At 47.6% G+C, this 17661-nt stretch carries 20 protein-coding genes; 8 read left to right on the top strand and 12 right to left on the bottom strand.

From position 1 onward, the window contains the following. Positions 1 to 232 precede the first annotated feature (232 nt). Positions 233 to 1285: a tyrosine-protein kinase family protein gene (locus ABDZ76_RS15525; RefSeq protein WP_343807486.1), complete on the top strand. Its 1053-nt coding sequence runs from the start codon at positions 233 to 235 to the stop codon at positions 1283 to 1285. On the opposite strand, the gene ABDZ76_RS15520 is transcribed toward ABDZ76_RS15525, so the two are convergent. Beyond that, positions 1239 to 1460 (bottom strand): DUF2842 domain-containing protein, encoded by a 222-nt coding sequence (locus ABDZ76_RS15520; RefSeq protein WP_184223142.1) that lies wholly within the window; start codon positions 1458 to 1460, stop codon positions 1239 to 1241. The genes ABDZ76_RS15525 and ABDZ76_RS15520 overlap by 47 nt on opposite strands. Before the next feature lie 301 nt (positions 1461 to 1761). Here ABDZ76_RS15520 and ABDZ76_RS15515 point away from each other — a divergent pair, with 301 nt between their 5' ends. After that, positions 1762 to 2826, top strand: coding sequence for a COX15/CtaA family protein (locus ABDZ76_RS15515; protein ID WP_343807606.1), 1065 nt, complete (start codon positions 1762 to 1764; stop codon positions 2824 to 2826). A gap of 4 nt (positions 2827 to 2830) precedes the next feature. Here the strand turns inward: ABDZ76_RS15515 and ABDZ76_RS15510 are convergent, their stop codons facing one another. The 5 genes from ABDZ76_RS15510 to ABDZ76_RS15490 form a co-directional block, all read right to left on the bottom strand. After that, positions 2831 to 3676 carry an aminoglycoside phosphotransferase family protein gene (locus ABDZ76_RS15510; protein ID WP_343807481.1) on the bottom strand — a complete coding sequence of 282 codons (846 nt, stop codon included), beginning with the start codon at positions 3674 to 3676 and terminating at the stop codon, positions 2831 to 2833. Beyond that, positions 3677 to 4606 carry an N-acetyl-gamma-glutamyl-phosphate reductase gene (gene argC, locus ABDZ76_RS15505; RefSeq protein WP_343807478.1) on the bottom strand — a complete coding sequence of 310 codons (930 nt, stop codon included), beginning with the start codon at positions 4604 to 4606 and terminating at the stop codon, positions 3677 to 3679. 272 nt (positions 4607 to 4878) lie between these two features. Further along, complete coding sequence (rpsI, locus tag ABDZ76_RS15500) at positions 4879 to 5352, bottom strand: 30S ribosomal protein S9 (protein WP_184223138.1); 474 nt, start codon at positions 5350 to 5352, stop codon at positions 4879 to 4881. A 2-nt stretch (positions 5353 to 5354) separates the two neighbouring features. Further along, a complete protein-coding gene (gene rplM / locus ABDZ76_RS15495; RefSeq protein WP_184223136.1) occupies positions 5355 to 5819 on the bottom strand; it encodes a 50S ribosomal protein L13 in 465 nt (154 codons plus the stop codon). A gap of 235 nt (positions 5820 to 6054) precedes the next feature. After that, a complete protein-coding gene (locus ABDZ76_RS15490; protein WP_343807603.1) occupies positions 6055 to 6468 on the bottom strand; it encodes a PaaI family thioesterase in 414 nt (137 codons plus the stop codon). A gap of 100 nt (positions 6469 to 6568) precedes the next feature. Here ABDZ76_RS15490 and ABDZ76_RS15485 point away from each other — a divergent pair, with 100 nt between their 5' ends. Next, on the top strand, positions 6569 to 7003 hold the full coding sequence (locus ABDZ76_RS15485; protein ID WP_374844791.1) for a CoA-binding protein: 435 nt from the start codon (positions 6569 to 6571) through the stop codon (positions 7001 to 7003). Positions 7004 to 7180: 177 nt separating this feature from the next. Beyond that, positions 7181 to 8464: an O-acetylhomoserine aminocarboxypropyltransferase gene (locus ABDZ76_RS15480; protein WP_343807471.1), complete on the top strand. Its 1284-nt coding sequence runs from the start codon at positions 7181 to 7183 to the stop codon at positions 8462 to 8464. 64 nt (positions 8465 to 8528) lie between these two features. On the opposite strand, the gene ABDZ76_RS15475 is transcribed toward ABDZ76_RS15480, so the two are convergent. Next, entirely contained in the window at positions 8529 to 9146 is a 618-nt protein-coding gene (locus ABDZ76_RS15475) for a DUF922 domain-containing Zn-dependent protease (protein WP_343807468.1), read from the bottom strand. A gap of 209 nt (positions 9147 to 9355) precedes the next feature. Between ABDZ76_RS15475 and folP the strand changes: the two genes are divergently transcribed. From folP to folK, 3 genes are all read left to right on the top strand, one after another. Next, entirely contained in the window at positions 9356 to 10198 is an 843-nt protein-coding gene (folP, locus tag ABDZ76_RS15470; protein ID WP_343807465.1) for a dihydropteroate synthase, read from the top strand. A 66-nt stretch (positions 10199 to 10264) separates the two neighbouring features. Then, a complete protein-coding gene (folB, locus tag ABDZ76_RS15465; protein ID WP_343807461.1) occupies positions 10265 to 10624 on the top strand; it encodes a dihydroneopterin aldolase in 360 nt (119 codons plus the stop codon). 68 nt (positions 10625 to 10692) lie between these two features. Then, positions 10693 to 11151 carry a 2-amino-4-hydroxy-6-hydroxymethyldihydropteridine diphosphokinase gene (gene folK, locus ABDZ76_RS15460; RefSeq protein WP_343807597.1) on the top strand — a complete coding sequence of 153 codons (459 nt, stop codon included), beginning with the start codon at positions 10693 to 10695 and terminating at the stop codon, positions 11149 to 11151. Between the two features lie 65 nt (positions 11152 to 11216). On the opposite strand, the gene ABDZ76_RS15455 is transcribed toward folK, so the two are convergent. The 4 genes from ABDZ76_RS15455 to ABDZ76_RS15440 all read right to left on the bottom strand — a co-directional run bounded on the left by ABDZ76_RS15455 (position 11217) and on the right by ABDZ76_RS15440 (position 15078). Further along, on the bottom strand, positions 11217 to 11750 hold the full coding sequence (locus ABDZ76_RS15455; RefSeq protein ID WP_343807458.1) for a hypothetical protein: 534 nt from the start codon (positions 11748 to 11750) through the stop codon (positions 11217 to 11219). 146 nt (positions 11751 to 11896) lie between these two features. After that, positions 11897 to 12976, bottom strand: coding sequence for a YcjF family protein (locus tag ABDZ76_RS15450; protein ID WP_343807455.1), 1080 nt, complete (start codon positions 12974 to 12976; stop codon positions 11897 to 11899). Then, positions 12973 to 14436 (bottom strand): YcjX family GTP-binding protein, encoded by a 1464-nt coding sequence (locus ABDZ76_RS15445; protein WP_343807452.1) that lies wholly within the window; start codon positions 14434 to 14436, stop codon positions 12973 to 12975. Before ABDZ76_RS15445 ends, ABDZ76_RS15450 begins: the two co-directional genes overlap by 4 nt. 102 nt (positions 14437 to 14538) lie before the next feature. Next, positions 14539 to 15078, bottom strand: a complete 540-nt coding sequence (locus ABDZ76_RS15440; protein WP_343807448.1) for a SixA phosphatase family protein — start codon at positions 15076 to 15078, stop codon at positions 14539 to 14541. Between the two features lie 331 nt (positions 15079 to 15409). Here ABDZ76_RS15440 and dksA point away from each other — a divergent pair, with 331 nt between their 5' ends. Beyond that, positions 15410 to 15826, top strand: a complete 417-nt coding sequence (gene dksA, locus ABDZ76_RS15435) for an RNA polymerase-binding protein DksA (RefSeq protein WP_184223117.1) — start codon at positions 15410 to 15412, stop codon at positions 15824 to 15826. A 91-nt stretch (positions 15827 to 15917) separates the two neighbouring features. On the opposite strand, the gene ABDZ76_RS15430 is transcribed toward dksA, so the two are convergent. Further along, the gene (locus ABDZ76_RS15430) at positions 15918 to 17192 is read right to left on the bottom strand and encodes a hypothetical protein (protein ID WP_343807445.1); all 1275 of its coding nucleotides are present in this window, start codon (positions 17190 to 17192) and stop codon (positions 15918 to 15920) included. Positions 17193 to 17661 lie beyond the last annotated feature (469 nt).

Here is a 17661-nt window from a genome sequence, read left to right as displayed (position 1 = left end):
ACACCGATTCCCGATTGCTTATAATGAATTTACCTGACCTTTATCGAATAATTAAGGTTAATACCGCGTAAAGAATGTGGGGGCCGCTTACAATTTATCTGGTAAATCAATCCATTCACAAAAAATGCCACAAATGTGGCAGAGCAAGTGATTAATATTAATGCTTAAGTGATGAAGTTAAATTAGGGTCAAACCTCCAATAGCGGGGGCGTAATGTTGGTGGAGTTCATGGATGTCCGATAAGGACATGAAAAGAAGCTTTTCATTTAAAGAAGCTGATGTAGACAGCACCATTCTTTTTAAAAGCATCTGGCGCAATTCATATCTGATTATTGGTGGCGCAGCCTTGATGGGGCTGATCGCCTGGGTTGTTTGCTATTGGATGTATCCGGAAGCTTTGATCATAGCGAGCCGTAACAGCGGGACATCCCATGCCGTTTTATCATTTAAAATTATCAGCGCCTGTTGTGTCAGCGGTGTTTTATTAATTTCCAGCATGGTGATTTTGTCTGAGCTGATGAGCGGGCGCGCATTGATTGCACCTTTTGTTGAACAGAAAAATGTGGTTGAAGACGAGCTACTTGAGATAATGCCAGATACACCAGTTTCGGCAAAGCACGATGAAGATAGTTTAATGCGTGAAGAACAATCAGACCTTGAACCAGTCCAGACCATGTCTGATGTGCAGCCAGCCTTGGAAAAATTTGAAAACCTTTATCTGGTCAATGTTTTTGCCCGTGCATTGCATCATTTGGAAATAAGCCGGATTTTGGCGATTTCTCCTGAAGGCGATAATGGCGCGGTTGTAACGCTTGAGCTGGTGCGTGAACTTGCTGATCGTGGCTCCCGCGTAATTCTCGTTGATATGACCGGCACGGGGGCTGTCAGCGCCACCATGCTGGATGGGCATTATGAGGCAGGGATAACTGATCTTCTGGTTGGGCGTGTGCGCTTTGTCGATGCTATCCATGCTGATCATTATTCTGATGCCCATGTGATGCCGCTTGGCTCGACCGATCCGTCGCAAGCCATGAAGAATGAAAAAGATTTAAGCCTGATTATTGGTGCGCTGGAAACGGTTTATGATCTTGTCGTGCTGGAATGCGGGCCGACATGGGCAGAAGATATTACCGCTCTGGTTACCCATAAAACGCAAATCGCGCTCACGGTTTATGATCATGAACGCAAAGAAATTGCCAAACATGCACATGATTTAAGCCAGAATGGCTATGGAACATTTATCCATCTGCGCGTGAGCGAGGCGGCTGAGCCATCCACCAGATGATGCCCATTGCCGGAACAATCCAGAGCAATCCGGTGACTGCGAAATAAAGCAAATGAACCCATACGCTGGCATCACCTAAATGAGCCACAGCGATGATCGTTGCCAGCAGTGCATAAATAATGACGAGCGAAACCAGTAAAAAAGTTCCGATCAGTTTTTTCAAACGCACTGGCAATGTTTCTCTCCCAAAATCAATATTGCACTATTATAACGTGACCAGCTTATAATGATAGTAATATCAAGAGTACAGCGGCAGCTTGGATCAAGTGACGTGCCTATCTGTCGCGCGTTGCTCTCTTGTCAGTCTCAATTTGTTTTGTCATTGATCCTTACATGTTTACGCGCAATGCAAAAATGCGCTAAAGATCATGTGCGGGAATTTTACCTTAAGTGATGAAAATTGCTTCATAATTAACATTCATACGCTCATCGGCCACTTGCTGTGGGCACAGGGTTTTAAAATGAAAACTGCTTCGATGCCGGACTATTATCATCAGCCTGACGGCGTAGGTTTAACCGAAAAACAGCGCCGTGACCGCAATCTCGTGAAATACTGGCTCTATGCAGTTTTTGTCGTGCTGATCGCCATTGTTATGGTGGGCGGTGCCACCCGTATGACCGGCTCTGGCCTTTCCATCACTGAGTGGAAGCCGATCCATGGCGTTATCCCGCCGCTCAGTCATGCGGAATGGATTGAAGAGTTTGAAAAATATCGCCAGATCCCGCAATATGAGCAAATTAACAAAGGCATGAGCCTTTACGAATTTCAGTATATTTTCTGGTGGGAATGGGCACATCGTATGCTGGCGCGTTTTGTCGGCTTTCTGGTTGCTATTCCATTGATTTTCTTTTGGGTCAGCGGTCGCCTGCAAGGTGGTCTTAAAACCAGTATGCTTGGCATTCTGGCACTTGGTGCATTGCAGGGTGCGATTGGCTGGTGGATGGTTGCTTCAGGTTTAAGCGTTTTGACCCATGTCAGCCAATATCGTCTGGCCGTTCATTTAACTATGGCGTGCATCATTATCACGGCCGTTTTTTATGTGGCACGGGGTCTGGTTGAATATACGGAAAATAAAGCGCAACGTAATATTCAGCGCTTTGCCGGCTGGTTGGTTTTTGCGGTTTTGGTGCAGATTTATCTGGGTGGTCTTGTTGCAGGCCTTCATGCGGGCCTCACCTTCAACACATGGCCGCTTATGGATGGTGCAATCATCCCGTCTGATCTTTTCAGTCAGTCACCATTGTGGCGCAATATTTTTGAAAATCCGAAAACCGTTCAGTTCATCCATCGCATGGTGGCTTATACAGTGCTGCTTTTAGCCGTTTTACATGCAGTGCAAGTTTCCCGCCATGCAAGCGGCACAACGCATGCCAGACGCGCTATGGTGCTGACAGGACTGGTTCTCGTGCAGGCAGGCATTGGGATTGCAACATTGCTGACCATGGTGCCTCTGCACTGGGGGCTGTTGCATCAGGGCTTTGCATTGGTTGTGCTGGCTTTTGCGGTCGCGCATTGGCGCGCGACCAAAGGTGCTTATTGATTTTTTAAAAATAACGGTTGCGGCTGTCTAAAATGGCACTCGCAACCATGAGCTCTTCAGCTTCATCGGCATCATTGCCATCTTCGGCGTGCCAGCTGGCTGATAAGGCACCGTAAATCATCGCATAATCCAAAATATGGCGCGGTGATTGTTTTAAGGCTTTGGCAAAGCACTCTGCCATATTTGCAATACGTTTCGGATCAGCTGTTAAATCTGTCTGGTGGAGCGGATTAGAAAACATATTGGCTACATCAAAAGCCATGTCGCCATAAAGACCTTTAGGGTCAATCACTAGCCAGCCCCGCTTGCTCAGCATGATGTTCTCATGGTGAATATCACCATGCAATACACGTAAATTCTGCTGATTGCCAAGCAGCCTCTCAGCCATCGTTGCAGCCTCAACGTAAAAACTGTCAGGCTTGCTTAAGTAGTCGCTACGAGCTTTCTCAAAGAGACTTTGAAACCGATCACACAATGGCTGTAATTGCGCTGGAACTGGCTTGTCAGATCGTGCCAACAAATCTTTGATGACCTCAGCAGCGATAGCTGTGGCATTACTATCAGACTGCTCAGTAATGACCTGTTTTAAGGTTTTTTCGCCCGCATATTCCAAAAGCATTTGTCTGCCCTGAAAATCGAGCAAACGCACACAGGCTCCGCCATTATGCCAGCGCAGATAATGCGAACCGCGGAGTTCGTCCTCATCATCGTCAAAGATTTTGATCTCTTTGACGATGGCAATCTTATCATTCAGGAGCCGGACTTTCCAAATGAAACTGCTAAAAGTTTCAGCCAGAAGTGCGTGCTCCTGAATAGTCCAGTCTTTCGGGAAGGCTGGTGCGCTCATCATTTAGCTCAGCATCAGATCCATATTCTGGACAGCTGCACCGGATGCGCCTTTGCCAAGATTATCAAGCACAGCAACGAGGTTGACTTCACCGTCGCCTTCGGTGCCGAAAACATAAAGCTTCATGCCGTCAGTGCCAGCAAGTTCTTCTGCATCAATGCGTCCGGCATGGGCGCTTTCTTCGAGTGGAACAACGCGGACAATATCCTGACCGGCATAGTGAGCAGTGAGGGCTTCATGAATGTTTTTCAGGGAAGCTTTGCCCTGCATCTGGTCAAGGAAAAGCGGAACCTGAACAATCATGCCTTGTGCAAAGCGGCCAACGCTCGGGCTGAAGATAGGGCGCTTTTCCAAGCGGCCATGCATCTGCAATTCAGGCACATGCTTGTGGCGCAGCGTGGTGCCATAAAGGAAATTATTAGCGCTGATATGTTCGGGATTATTCGGGTCTTCCATCTGTGCAATCATCTGCTTGCCACCGCCGGTATAGCCGGAAACTGCATTGACGCTGATGGCATGATCGGAACCAAGAAGGCCAGCATCACGCAAAGGACGCACGAGGGCAATCGCGCCGGTCGGATAGCAACCAGGATTTGCCACAAGACGCGCAGACTTGATGCGCTCACGCTGTGCTTTTTCCAGCTCAGCAAAACCATAAGCCCAGTCGGCATGGATACGGTGCGCGGTCGACGTATCAATAATGCGGGTATCATTATGGCCATGCAAAAGGCTGACTGCCTCTCTTGAGGCATCATCAGGCAGGCAAAGAATGGCAATGTCGGCAGCGCGCAGGTAATCAGCGCGCATATCCTTGTTGCGGCGTTCTTCTTCGGGAATCGAAATAACTTCAAGATCTGTGCGGCCAGCCAGTCGGGTGCGGATCTGCAAGCCGGTTGTGCCATGTTCGCCATCAATGAAGATTTTCGGTTTCATTCTTCTTTGCCTTATCTTTATAAATTTCAATTAGTTACGATTGTTTTCTTATAATTTAATTTAGAAAACAAACGCGATTATAAGGAGCAGCTTTGAGTCTGCAATTTCAGTCATACAATATAATCATAGCACAATCATCGCGATTATATTCAATTTGTATGATTTCATCGGAGTGTCGTAAATAGTCGTTTTTGTATCCTTTTACCTTACGGCAAAACATACAAAAAAAGCGGATCCGAAGACCCGCTTTCTTGTCGAAGTCGAAAAGCGTATTAGCGCTTCGAGAACTGGAAAGAACGACGGGCTTTCGCGCGACCGTACTTTTTACGTTCAACAACGCGGCTATCACGAGTAAGGAAGCCACCTTTTTTCAGTACTGCACGCAGACCTGGTTCGTAGTGGGTCAGAGCCTTGGAGATGCCGTGACGAACAGCACCAGCCTGACCGGACAAACCACCACCAGCAACGGTAGCGATGATGTCGAACTGGCCATTGCGGTTTGAAGCAACGATTGGCTGCTGCAGGATCATCTGAAGCACTGGACGTGCGAAGTAAGCGGTAAAGTCTTTACCGTTTACAGTGATCTTGCCGCTGCCTGGCTTTACCCAAACGCGAGCTACAGCATCTTTACGCTTGCCGGTTGCGTATGCACGGCCAAGTTTATCGAGCTTCTGTACATGAACCGGAGCTGCGGCTTCAGTTGCAACAACTGTGCCCAGATCTTCGAGCGAGTTTAGCTCAGCCATGATTATGCAATCCCTTTGTTCTTACGGTTCAGCGCGCCTACGTCGAGGACTTCAGGCTGCTGAGCTTCGTGCGGGTGGCTGGTGCCTGCATAAACACGCAGGTTCTTCATCTGGCGACGACCGAGCGGGCCGCGTGGAACCATGCGTTCAACAGCCTTTTCGAATACGCGCTCAGGGAAGCGGCCTTCAAGAATCTGGCGAGCTGTACGCTCTTTGATTCCGCCCGGATGGCCGGTGTGCCAGTAGTATTTCTTGTCGGTATATTTCTTACCGGTGAATACAACCTTGTCAGCATTGATTACGATGACATTGTCACCATCATCAACGTGTGGGGTGAAGGTTGGCTTGTTCTTACCGCGCAGAATGTTGGCGACGAGAGTGGCAAGACGACCAACGACGAGACCTTCGGCGTCAATCAAAATCCACTTCTTCTCAACTTCGGCTGGCTTCTGAGAGAAAGTTGCCATAAAAGTTTTCCTTGGATAATCCTTCCTGCATGGAAGGCATTTTTTGTTGCTTGTATTATGAGTGTTCCGGACGGAACCTTCACAACATAAACAAATGTGCAAAGTTAACCCTCACACATTCTGCGTGTCCCTTACACAACTCTTACAAGCACGTCAAGCTCATTAAAATGAGCACCCTGCAAATTATACAATAAAATCAATGCTTTAATTTTAGGGTATTATAATACCTTATAATTTATCGGCTTGGTGGCACGGAATATGTCGTTGTTGCATGAGCAATCAATGCGTCATGACTATCTGTGATGAAAATATCCACGACAGCGAGACGCTTGCCAAGTTTAAGCAATCTGGCTTCGGCCTTCAATAAACCGGCCTCGGCTTTGCGTAAAAAATTGATATTAAGATTGGTGGTGACAGCAAGTGCGACAGGGCCGATATGCGCCAAAATCACCGCATAAGCACTGACATCTGCCAGCATAAAGAGTGAGGGGCCGGAAACGGTATTGCCGGGGCGCAAATGTTTGGCGCCCGCATTTAATGTCATAACGGCGCGGCCTGCATCAATGTCGGCCACGTGATAATCGCGACCCGCTTCATGTAATTGCGGAAACTCGCGACTTAAAAAATCTTCCAGCTCTGCCACGGACATGACGGGGGTTAAATTTGGCTGCAATATTTTGTTTCCCTATTAAATATTTTATCAAAACATGTCATATTCATTAAATGATGCAAACCGTACTTAAGGGGTAATGATGCGTAACTTTTTAAATGACAGCGATGCAGAATTGCGCGAGATTTTATCGACCGTCAAAACTATTGCGCTGCTTGGCGCATCCCCTAATGAAGACCGCCCAAGTTATCATGTCATGGAATTTCTGCTGCAAAAGGGCTATCGCGTTTTGCCGGTTAATCCGGGGCAGGCAGGCAAAGAAATACTTGGCGCGCCGGTTTATGCAAGTTTGAGCGATATTGCGGAACCGGTCGACATGGTGGAGGTTTTCCGCGCCTCCAATGCTGTGGCTGGCATTGTCGATGAGATTTTAAGTTTAAAAACACTGCCAAAAGTGCTTTGGACACAGCTTGGCGTGATCGATGAAGATGCCGGAAAACGCGCCCATGATGCAGGGCTCAAAGTCGTCATGAACCGCTGTCCGGCGATTGAATATCCGCGTCTGATTGGCTGATTTTACGCTTCATCACCTAGATCCGGTTTTATTTTTTCAAAATGGCAAATTTTGAGAAAATATTTTGCTTAAATGCCCGCTTTCTAGCATCGGATCATTTGCTTTTTTATGGTTTATCCATAAGTTCGCTACCAACAAAAACGGCATTGCGAATTTATTCGCCTATGGAGGGATTTAATGTCAAAGCGCACACCCGGAATTGAAACACTGGCAGTTCATGCCGGAGCCAAGCCAGACCCGACCACAGGCGCACGTGCAACGCCGATTTATCAGACAACAGCCTTTGTCTTTGATGATGCTGATCATGCAGCTTCGCTGTTCGGCTTGCAGGCATTCGGCAATATTTATACCCGCATCACCAACCCGACCACAGCCGTGCTGGAAGAGCGCGTTGCAGCTTTGGAAGGTGGCACAGCGGCTGTTGCAACCGCATCAGGTCATGCGGCGCAAATGCTGGTTTTCCATACGCTGATGCGACCGGGTGATAATTTCGTTGCCGGTAACAAGCTTTATGGCGGTTCGATCAACCAGTTTGGGCAGTCTTTCAAAGCCTTTGACTGGCATGTGCGCTGGGCAGAAGCCACCGATCCGTCTTCATTTGAAGCGCAGATTGACGAGCGCACCCGTGCGATTTTTATCGAAAGTTTTGCTAATCCGGGTGGTATTGTCGTTGATATCGCAGCCATTGCAGAAGTTGCACATAAACATGGCCTGCCGCTGATCGTTGATAATACGCTTGCTTCGCCATATCTGGTGCGTCCAATCGAGCATGGTGCCGATATTGTTGTCCATTCGCTGACCAAGTTCATTGGCGGTCATGGTAACTCCATGGGCGGCATTCTGGTGGATGGCGGCACATTTGACTGGGCGAAATCCGGTAATTATCCGCTATTGACCGAACCGCGTCCAGATTATGCCGGTATGGAACTGCACAAAACATTCGGCAATATGTCTTTTGCTATTGCTGCGCGCGTTCTTGGTCTTCGTGATCTTGGACCTGCTATTTCGCCATTCAACGCTTTCCAGATTTTGACCGGTGCAGAAACATTGCCACTGCGTATGCAGCGCCATTGTGACAATGCGCTGAAAGTAGCAACCTGGCTGAAAGCTCATGATAAAGTGGCTTGGGTCAACTATTCTGGTCTGCCTGATGATAAATATCATGCCTTGCAGCAGAAATATGCACCAAAGGGTGCAGGTGCTGTCTTCACCTTCGGTTTGAAGGGCGGCTATGATGAAGGCGTTAAATTTGTAGGCAATCTCGAATTGTTCTCACTGCTGGCCAATATTGGTGACACACGCTCACTGGTTATTCATCCGGCTTCGACAACACATCGTCAGTTGAATGACGAACAAAAAGTGGCAGCAGGTGCCGGGCCGGAAGTTATCCGTCTCTCAATCGGTATTGAGGATGCTGATGACATTATCGCCGATTTGGAACAGGCTTTGGCTAATATCTAAATCTTAAACACAAACAAAAAGACCGCGCCTTTATCAAAAGCGCGGTCTTTTTTTATAGTTCATATTAAAGACTGTCTGCGAGCTGCTCCAGCCGGTAAGTCAGCAAACGCTCAAAACGGTTTTCAAAGTTGATTGTTTCAACACGATCAAAGCGCTGTTGTTCTTTATCATGTTTTTCCATGATTTTTTCAGTCACACGATTGATGTCGTCACGCAGGTCTGCGCAATCTTTACGACTGTAAAGCTTGGCAATTTTCTGCTCCATTTCGCTGGCATGCGCACGCGCAATCACCAGATGGCTTTCTTCATGACGTCTGATGTCGCTTGATAAAGTATCCCAAATCAGCGCCAGCTCTAACGGGGCGCGTTTGCGCTGTTTCCAGCGAGGCAGAAATACTTTGCCATGCACATTCACATAAACACCGGTCACCTTGCAGGCTTTGCCGCCTTCTTTGCCATAGCGTACTTTGGCATCAAAGCGGATTTCAGCTGCGCCCGGATGGTGCTGGCCGGTTGATTTCAAAAATGGCCCTTTATTTGACAGAGCATAATCGAGATCAGCAGCCGTTTTTCCGTTGATATTATAATATTTTATCTCGCGGAAAATAGAGGCAGACTGTGCCGGAGCCACTGCCGAAAATAATACGGAAGCTGCGATCAGCACTTTGAACTTATTGATCATATCAGCAACCCTTTTAAAATATCTGTGTTTATCATGTTCATTGTTTTGTTATTTCAAGCATCCACATAAATGAGCCTTGCCCATTGTAACGGTTGCCAAAATGGTCAAGTAGGTTATAGCGCGATAAGGTTGATAATGCGTAGAGGATAATCCGACATTACCATACTAACCGCAGTTATGATTAATGCATTGAGTTGGAGCATTCATAAATGTTGAAACAATGGCAACTGGCACATGGAAAGACATTAGAGCTTGGTGCGCAGGCCATCATCATGGGAATATTGAATGTAACGCCGGATTCTTTCTCTGATGGCGGCCAACATTTTCAGGCTGATATTGCATTGCAAAAAGCCCGCCAGATGATCGCAGATGGTGCGCATATTATTGATGTGGGTGGTGAATCAACCAAGCCCAATGCTGAAGCTGTGGACGCGAAAACCGAACAAAATCGCGTGCTGCCGATTATCAAAATGCTGGCAGAGCAGGGTGATTGCATCATCTCCGTTGATACATATCGTGCTGAAACGGCTAAGCTGGCCATTGAGGCAGGCGCTCATATTGTCAATGATGTATGGGGCTTGCACCGCGAGCCGGATATCGCCGATGTTGCAAAGGCCACAGGTGCCGGTTTAGTGCTGATGCACACCAGCCGTGAGCGTGAGTGCGCAAGCGATCCGCTTGAGGATCAGGCGGTATTCTTTAGAAAATCCATTGAAATCGCTCATCAGGCAGGTATTGCTGACAATCAGATTGTGCTTGATCCGGGCTTCGGTTTTACCTGCTCACTGGATGAAGATGTTGAACTGCTTGCCCGCTTTAAAGAAATGGCACGGTTTCCTTATCCGATGCTTGTTGGCACATCACGCAAGCGTTTTATCGGCAAAATAAGCGGTATAACTGATCCGCTGCAACGCGATGTGACGACAAGTGCCACATCTGTCACTTTACGTTTAGATGGTGCGGATATATTCCGTGTCCATAATGTATCAATGAATGCGCAGGCACTTGCAGTTGCAGATGCCATCTTGCAAAGCAGAGCGAACAAGCTTTAAGCAAAGAAGTCTGAAAGCACGATTGCCATAAAAATGCACTCGTTTGACAGGCAAAAGAGAGTGAAAATGTACACGATCCGGATGATGAACTGTGCTTTTTTTGCACATCACGGCGTTTTTGATGAAGAAGAAAAGCTTGGTCAGCGCTTTTATGTTGATGCGGTTTTGACCGTTGATGCCGGTAATGCACTGGAAAATGACAGCATTGAGGGCACCGTTCATTACGGTATCGCCTTCAAACTGATTGAGAAGATCGTCACCGGCAAGCGTCGTTATCTGATAGAAACTCTGGCACTCGATATTGCCAAAGCTTTGTCTAATCATTTCAAGCAGATCAAACGTGCCGAAATTACCGTTCGCAAACCTCATGCACCAGTGGCTGGTGTGTTGGATTTTGTTGAAGTTGTTGTGGTTCACGAACAGTGAGTGCTGGCGGCTTCAAATATAACGCATGGCTTGGCTTAGGCGGTAATCTGGGTGATCCGGCTACCTCTATGGCTCATGCGTTGCAAGTGCTGGATGCACGTGATGATATGAAAGTGTGTCAGGTTTCCAAGCTCTATCGTACGCCACCATGGGGCAAAACCGATCAAAGCTGGTTTTATAATGCTTGTGCCTGTGTTGAGACAAATTTAACGCCATTAGAACTGATTGATGTCACTTTGGGTATTGAAGCTGACATGAAGCGCGAGCGGATTGAGCGCTGGGGACCGCGCACGCTTGATATTGATATTCTGGTGATGCAGGAAAAAAATGCGGATTTCATCACGCTTAATGAAGAGCGTTTAAGCCTGCCGCATCCACGAATGATGCTACGCGCATTTGTGCTTGTGCCGCTTGCCGACATTGCACCGGATTTGGAAGTGCAGGGGCAGGTGATTGCGCAAGCTGCCAAAACCAGTGAGGCGCAAGGTATTGAAATCGCCAATATGGCCGCAAACTGGTGGAAATAAACACTACAAAAAAAGCGGCTAGAAAATAATCTGAAGCCGCTTTTTTTAATCTCTGTAAGCACTTATTAATTGCGCGCAATATTGCTTGGAACGCTGCCGCTTGTGCGCTTCAGGTTCAGGCCGATCACCGGAACCAGTTCTTTTTCCACGCGCACCGAAACGGTGACATTCATGGTGTTATTGTCCGCAACACGCGCAAGCATCGCGCCATCAAGCTGTTTACGGTTCAGCCCTAGAACAATACGGTTGCCGCTTACATTACCTGAAATAACGTCCAAACCTTTACCGGCAGCGCCATCATTGAAGGCGCCGGTATAGTTTTTACCATCACGGGTGATAACGGCTTTCATCGCCTGTGAAAAAACACCAACGCGGCAAGAGCCATCCAATGTCATGCCAGCAGTGGTTTCAGGCGTGGTGCCTGCAAGATTGCAGACGAATTTAGTGCCTTTGTATTTTCCGGCAACAATCTCACCGGAACCGCTCCACTGACCCTCAATCTGACGGAAAAACTGCTGATCATTGTCAGCAGCCAGTGCTGCAACAGAAACTGTCGTGGCAGGCAGCATTAAAAGGCAAGCAGCTATACGGTTTCTCATCACAGTGTCTGTTCCAAATTCAATCAAGGGGGCGGCCAATATGCCGTAGAGTCAGTCTGTATTAGCGACTGTTTCGATAAGGTTGATAATCGCTTTTAATGGTTAATGCTTCGTTTGCATTGATCTGAAAGTCAACAATTTCCCGATTATTTTCCATTATTTTTGCGAATATTATTGAGGGATGTCAGGTCAGTGACAAAATCACCGATCCCCGGTCGCTTTTCAGAGAGAAACGGAAACGGCCGGACAATATCCATCGCAGAAATGCCGATACGTGCCGTCATTAACCCGTTGATGACACCTTCACCAAGCTTGGCGGATAAACGGGAGGCAAGCCCTTGTCCGACCAGTTGCTGAATAACGCTGTCGCCCATCGCAACTGTGCCAGTAACCGCCAAATGAGCAATCACATTACGGGTTAGTTTCAAGAAGCCAAGGCTACCCGGGCGGCTGCCGTAAAGTTCTGACAGACGACGGATAAGCCGTGCGGATTCAAAAACCACATAAGCAATATCGACCAAAGCACGCGGGCTGACTGCGGTGACAATGGAAACACGTTTGGCTGCATGTAAAATCAGCGAGCGGGCTTGTGTGTCGAGTTGTTTCAAAAGCTCTGTTTCAGCAAGCTTGATCAGATTGCGCCCGTCAATAATATCGTCCTTGGTTTCATCCAGTAATTTGCGCCCGCGTGCTGTAGCCGGAATGCTCAAGGTGACAGATACAAGCTGTGCAACCGCATGACGGGCAGCTTTGATGTCATCTTTTTGTGCAGCCTCATGGGCTGCCAAGCGCAGAGATGCAACAGAGGCAAGCCTGCGTAATGAAATCAGCTCGCGCGTGATCAAAATCACAAAACTGACAAGCGCAACCGCGGCCACAATCAAAGCCAGCACACCAAGCCAGCTGGTGCGGTTGAACATCGCGCGGATCAGATCTTCCACCCAGAGACCAATGGCAAAAGAAAAGAGAATGCCAAGCGCTGCAAAAAGCACCGAACGCAGTGAAATCCGGCTCTTTTTATATTCAGCTTCCGGCACATCCAGATTTTGAATAGCTGCCAGCTCATCGGCATCCAGCTCAAAAATATCAACCGGCTCCGGAATAATCTGGCTCGGATCAGAGACCGCACGCGGTTTACGTATTGTTTCCTCAGCGCTGCTCTGCGTGGAGCCTGCCTGTTTTTCATCATTCAGTTGAAATGAACCGGGCTTGCGTGTCTCACTCATGATAGGCGATCTCCGATCAAAAACTGAAGCGCGCGATCCAACCGGATATGGGGCAGGGAAAGCTTAATGCCTTCCGCTGTGCTTTCAATTTTCGGTGGACGGAACCGGATAAAGCGCAAAGCATCATCTTGACGAAATGTTTCGTTCTTTTCAAAAATTACATTAGGATTTTTTGGTAAGTCTCCGGGAAATATAGCAGTTTCCGTTTCACCATCAAAAATATCGCCGTTGATTTTCTCGCCCTTCAAGGGCGTGCCGACAATCACCGGCAGCACGTCTTTGCCTTGATTGACGGTTGCCTCACGCGTTGCCCGCACCGCCGCCATGGCTAAAACATCAATGTCAGCACCGGAAAAATCAGCGCGCTGCATTGCCCGTTCAACAAGCTTACGAACAATTGCTTCCAAACGATCATGGCTTTCATGATGCAGATGGTCAGCCTTGGTGGCAGCAACCAGAATGCGCCCGATGCGACGCTGAAACAAACCAGTCAGCAGACTTGAACCACCGGGGCGGAAGCAGGATAAAATATCAGTCAGCGCACGTTCCAGATCGGCAACCACCGCACCACCGGAATTCAGCGCTTGCATAGCGTCAATCAGCACAATCTGACGATCAAGACGTGCAATATGCTCACGGAAAAATGGTTTTACCACATGGGTTTTATAAGATTCGTAGCGCCGCTCCATCATGGACGCTAATGAACCAGAGGTGAAATCCTCCTGCTTGAGATTGGCTAAAGGCGCAAATGTCAGAGCAGGTGAGCCATCAAGATCACCGGGCATGAGAAAACGACCGGGAGGCAGCGTTGAAAGCGCGCGTTCATCGGCTTTTCCAGCACGTAAATAATCAATAAAGACGCGTGCCAGATTCTGTGCCGTCATTTCATCTGCGGGTTTAGACGGATGCACAAGATTGGCAGCTTGCAACCACTGGTCGGCCAGATCGCGATGCGTGGCTTCTTGCGCCAGCTTGAAAGAGTCTGCGCTAAATTCTTTATAGCTTTTACCAAGCAAAGGCAGGTCGAGGAGCCACTCGCCAGGATAATCGACAATATCCAGCGAAAGCTTACCCGCAGACAGCATCCGCCCCCATGAGGATGCTGATTGATAATCAATAGTAATGCGTAACTGCGAAATGGCACGGGTTGAATCCGGCCAGATGCGCTCATTGATCAAAGCGTGTAGATGTTCTTCATATTGAAAACGCGGGATTGCATCATCGGGCTGCGGCTCCAGATGAGAACGGCTGATACGGCCCGACTGATAGGCTTCAAAAAGCGGCAACCGTCCGCCATGAATAAGATTATGAATGAGCGAGGTGATGAAAACCGTTTTACCGGCACGGGACAAACCGGTAACGCCAAGCCGCAGAGACGGAGATAAAAGTGAACGCGACCGGTCAGCCAGCGTGTCAAAGGCAATGAGCGCCTCATCGGTCAATGTGGTCAGTTTTGCCAAAAGTCAGCCTCATCAATATCTGCAACGACTTAAATATATGATGCCATTATCAAATGGCAATCGGTCAACAGGATGAATTCGACAGTGGACGTTGCATTTATCTCAAAGTGTTGGAAAGGAAATCAACTGTCCCTGACGCGGGCTGATTTCAGTAAAAGGTACTTCAAATTCCAATATTGCCAAACCGGCAGTTGGAAAACCTGCACGCAACCGCTCAAAAGCAATGCCCGTTTGGTTGCCGGTGAGGGCAAATGTTAAATCCTCAATGCTTGGATTATGGCCAATAATCATCAGCGACTGACACTCTTCATAAAGATAGCCAAAATCCTGAATGGATTGCAAATAATCTGATGCGCTGCCGCAATAAAGCCTGTCACTAAATTCAATCATGGAGGCATCAGGCATTTGAGCTTTTGGCCAATAGGCTTGCAAATGCTCCATGGTTTGCTGTGTGCGCAAAGCAGCAGAGCACAAAATCGCTTCCGGTATCATATTTTGAGCGGCCATATCTTGCGCCAGCTCATCGATGATAGAAAAGCCGGAGGGATCAAGCGGCCGGTCAAAATCCTTTGCTCCGATCGATGGCCAACTGGCCAAGGCATGACGTAATAAAAAAAGACGCTTCGGAGCTGATTTTGTCATGTTTTACCTGAACTTATGAAAAACCGGGATTGGTGAATGGAGCTTTCTGTCTTAAATGCCAGTTTTCGTATGGATGAAGTAATTCTATCTTCATCCTACAGCATTGTTACGTTAATTGTCACAATTACTTGTTATACCTTATGCGACTATTAAAGCTGTGTTTTTTCAGATAATTCAAGCTTCACAAGGAGAAAATACAACCTTTCCTTTAATTGGGCGAATAATCTTTGGATACACACTAAAAAGTGGCAATAAAGGCTTATTTGATGTTGTGCGGATGTGAATGTCGATTTATAGAGACACCTCGTCTCCTAGGTGTGGGGTGATTCAAATGAGTGAATTAATTAACCTTGACTACAGGCCTGCCGATGACGAACCGTTCATGAATGAACGGCAGAAGTCGTATTTCCGTGGCAAGCTGATTGCTTGGCGTAATGATATTTTACGTGAAGCCCGTGAAACACTAGAAACGCTACAACAAGAAAATTCAAACCATCCTGATTTGGCTGATCGTGCTTCGTCTGAAACAGATCGTTCCATCGAGCTTCGTGCCCGTGATCGTCAGCGTAAGCTTATCTCCAAAATCGATGCCGCTTTAGGACGGATTGATGAGGGTACATACGGGTTTTGTGAGGAGACCGGTGACCCAATCAGTCTGAAACGTTTGGATGCCCGTCCGATTGCCACGCTTTCAATTGAAGCGCAGGAACGCCATGAGCGTCGGGAAAAAATTTATCGTGATGATTAATTTGACGATTTAATCATTATAACTATTTAAAAAGGGCTGTGAAATTCACAGCCCCTTTTTTATGCGCATCATTCAAACACTCGTCCGGCGATTAACGTTCCGGATTAATGGACAATTCGCCGAGCAGTTTTTCCATCTCATCTTCGATGTCAACTAACAAATCAGCTTCGATATCCATCTCCATGTCGAGAGAGGACAACAACTCTTCTTCAAGCATAAAGGCCATGTCATCTTCAACTTTTTGGACAGCAGGTTTTTCAGGTTCGAAAAAATCTGTGCTCAGATCATTGAAAAGTGCCTGATCAAGGGCATCATCCAATGATGCAAAATCATCGGATTTATCTGAGAAATTCAGATCAAAAGATGGTTCTGGCTTTGCTTCAACAACAGGTGCCGGAATGGTTGGAGCAGCAGCTGGTGCAGTTTGTGCAGGTTTAACATCATCAAGCGATGCAGATTTTTGCGCAGCAACATCATCAAGGCGGCCGGAGGCAGCACCCGCAACACTTGCAGCGGCTGCTGCCGCAGCAGCAGAAGTTGATGTAAGTACGCCTTGCGAAACCTGACTAAGCGGATAGGCCGGATGCGAGCGCGTTGCCGGTTTGGCACTTGGCGCAGGCGCTGCCGGCATTACGGTGCGAGGTTGCGGGGCTACCGGCTTCACAACAGGTGCAACGCTTGGTGCAGCCGGTGCTGGACGTGTGAAGTTTGGTGCTGGCGTTGAAACTGGCGTCTTTTGTACAGGTGCTACAGTTGGAGCGCTTGGTGCAAAGACTGGCACGGCAGGGGCAACTGGTGCTGTCTGATTAGCGACTGGCTCACGGACTGGTGCCATAACCGGTTCTGGCTTTGGCTCAGGCGTATTAAATTGCGGGGCAGGTGCAGCTTTAGAAACATCGCTTAAAGCCAGAGGGCTTGCTGGCATTGTGCTGATTGGACGGACTGGTGCACGGCTAAATTCTTCTGCAAAATTCGGCGCAGTATCTTCCTGATAATCATCTTGATAACGGGCAATCTGCGCTTCAGTGATGCGTGAGCCGCGTGCATAATCATTGTCAGGCGTAATGTTTTGCTCAACAACCACATCGGTTGGGCCACCGATCAGGATCAGATGTTCCACATCATCACGGCGAACAAGAACCAGCTTGCGCTGATTATCAACCATGGCCGCGTCAACAACGGCAAGGCGTGATGAGGGATCATGGCGCTCATTTTGATAATTAACAGCACCGGTTGAAGAGCCGCTCATGCGCTTGATGATCGCATAAATAATGAAGATAGCCACTAAGATGGCGGCAAATAACAGTATGAACAGTACGATATTGGCGGTTCCTTCGCCAAGAATACCGCTAAGCGATTCCTTCATCCTGTGACCCCTTTGAATTTTCGATCAGGACTATTTCATTAAATGCAGACCAACCGGCTTAGCTTTTGAACGAGCCAAAATACCTGATCTGTTTTCAAGCTGCATATCTACAAGAGATCAATCGCAGCACAATGGTTTAAGTTAATTACAGTCTATAAAAAATGTGGTTAAAATCATGTTTGCATTGTTAATTGGTTTTTTATAGCGCCCAGGCGGCTAAAATGATCAATTTAACGCATTTAAATGCAAAAAATAGAAAAACTAAATAGTGATAAACGATTCGCAGGCACGACTAGGAATATGTAATGCTTGGCATGTTGGGTAACGCACTTGTTTTATGAGCGTGTTTCACCACAATTAACACCTTGAGCCTGAGCCTTATCTGTTTATGAGTGAGCAGCTTACAGGAAATTTTAATGCAAGAGTAGTTTAGCGCGTTAAAATTAGCTATCACAGCACGAGCGATAAA

This window comes from Paenochrobactrum glaciei (genome assembly GCF_039522165.1).
Lineage (GTDB): Bacteria > Pseudomonadota > Alphaproteobacteria > Rhizobiales > Rhizobiaceae > Paenochrobactrum > Paenochrobactrum glaciei.
This window is presented reverse-complemented; position numbering and strand designations above follow the sequence as displayed.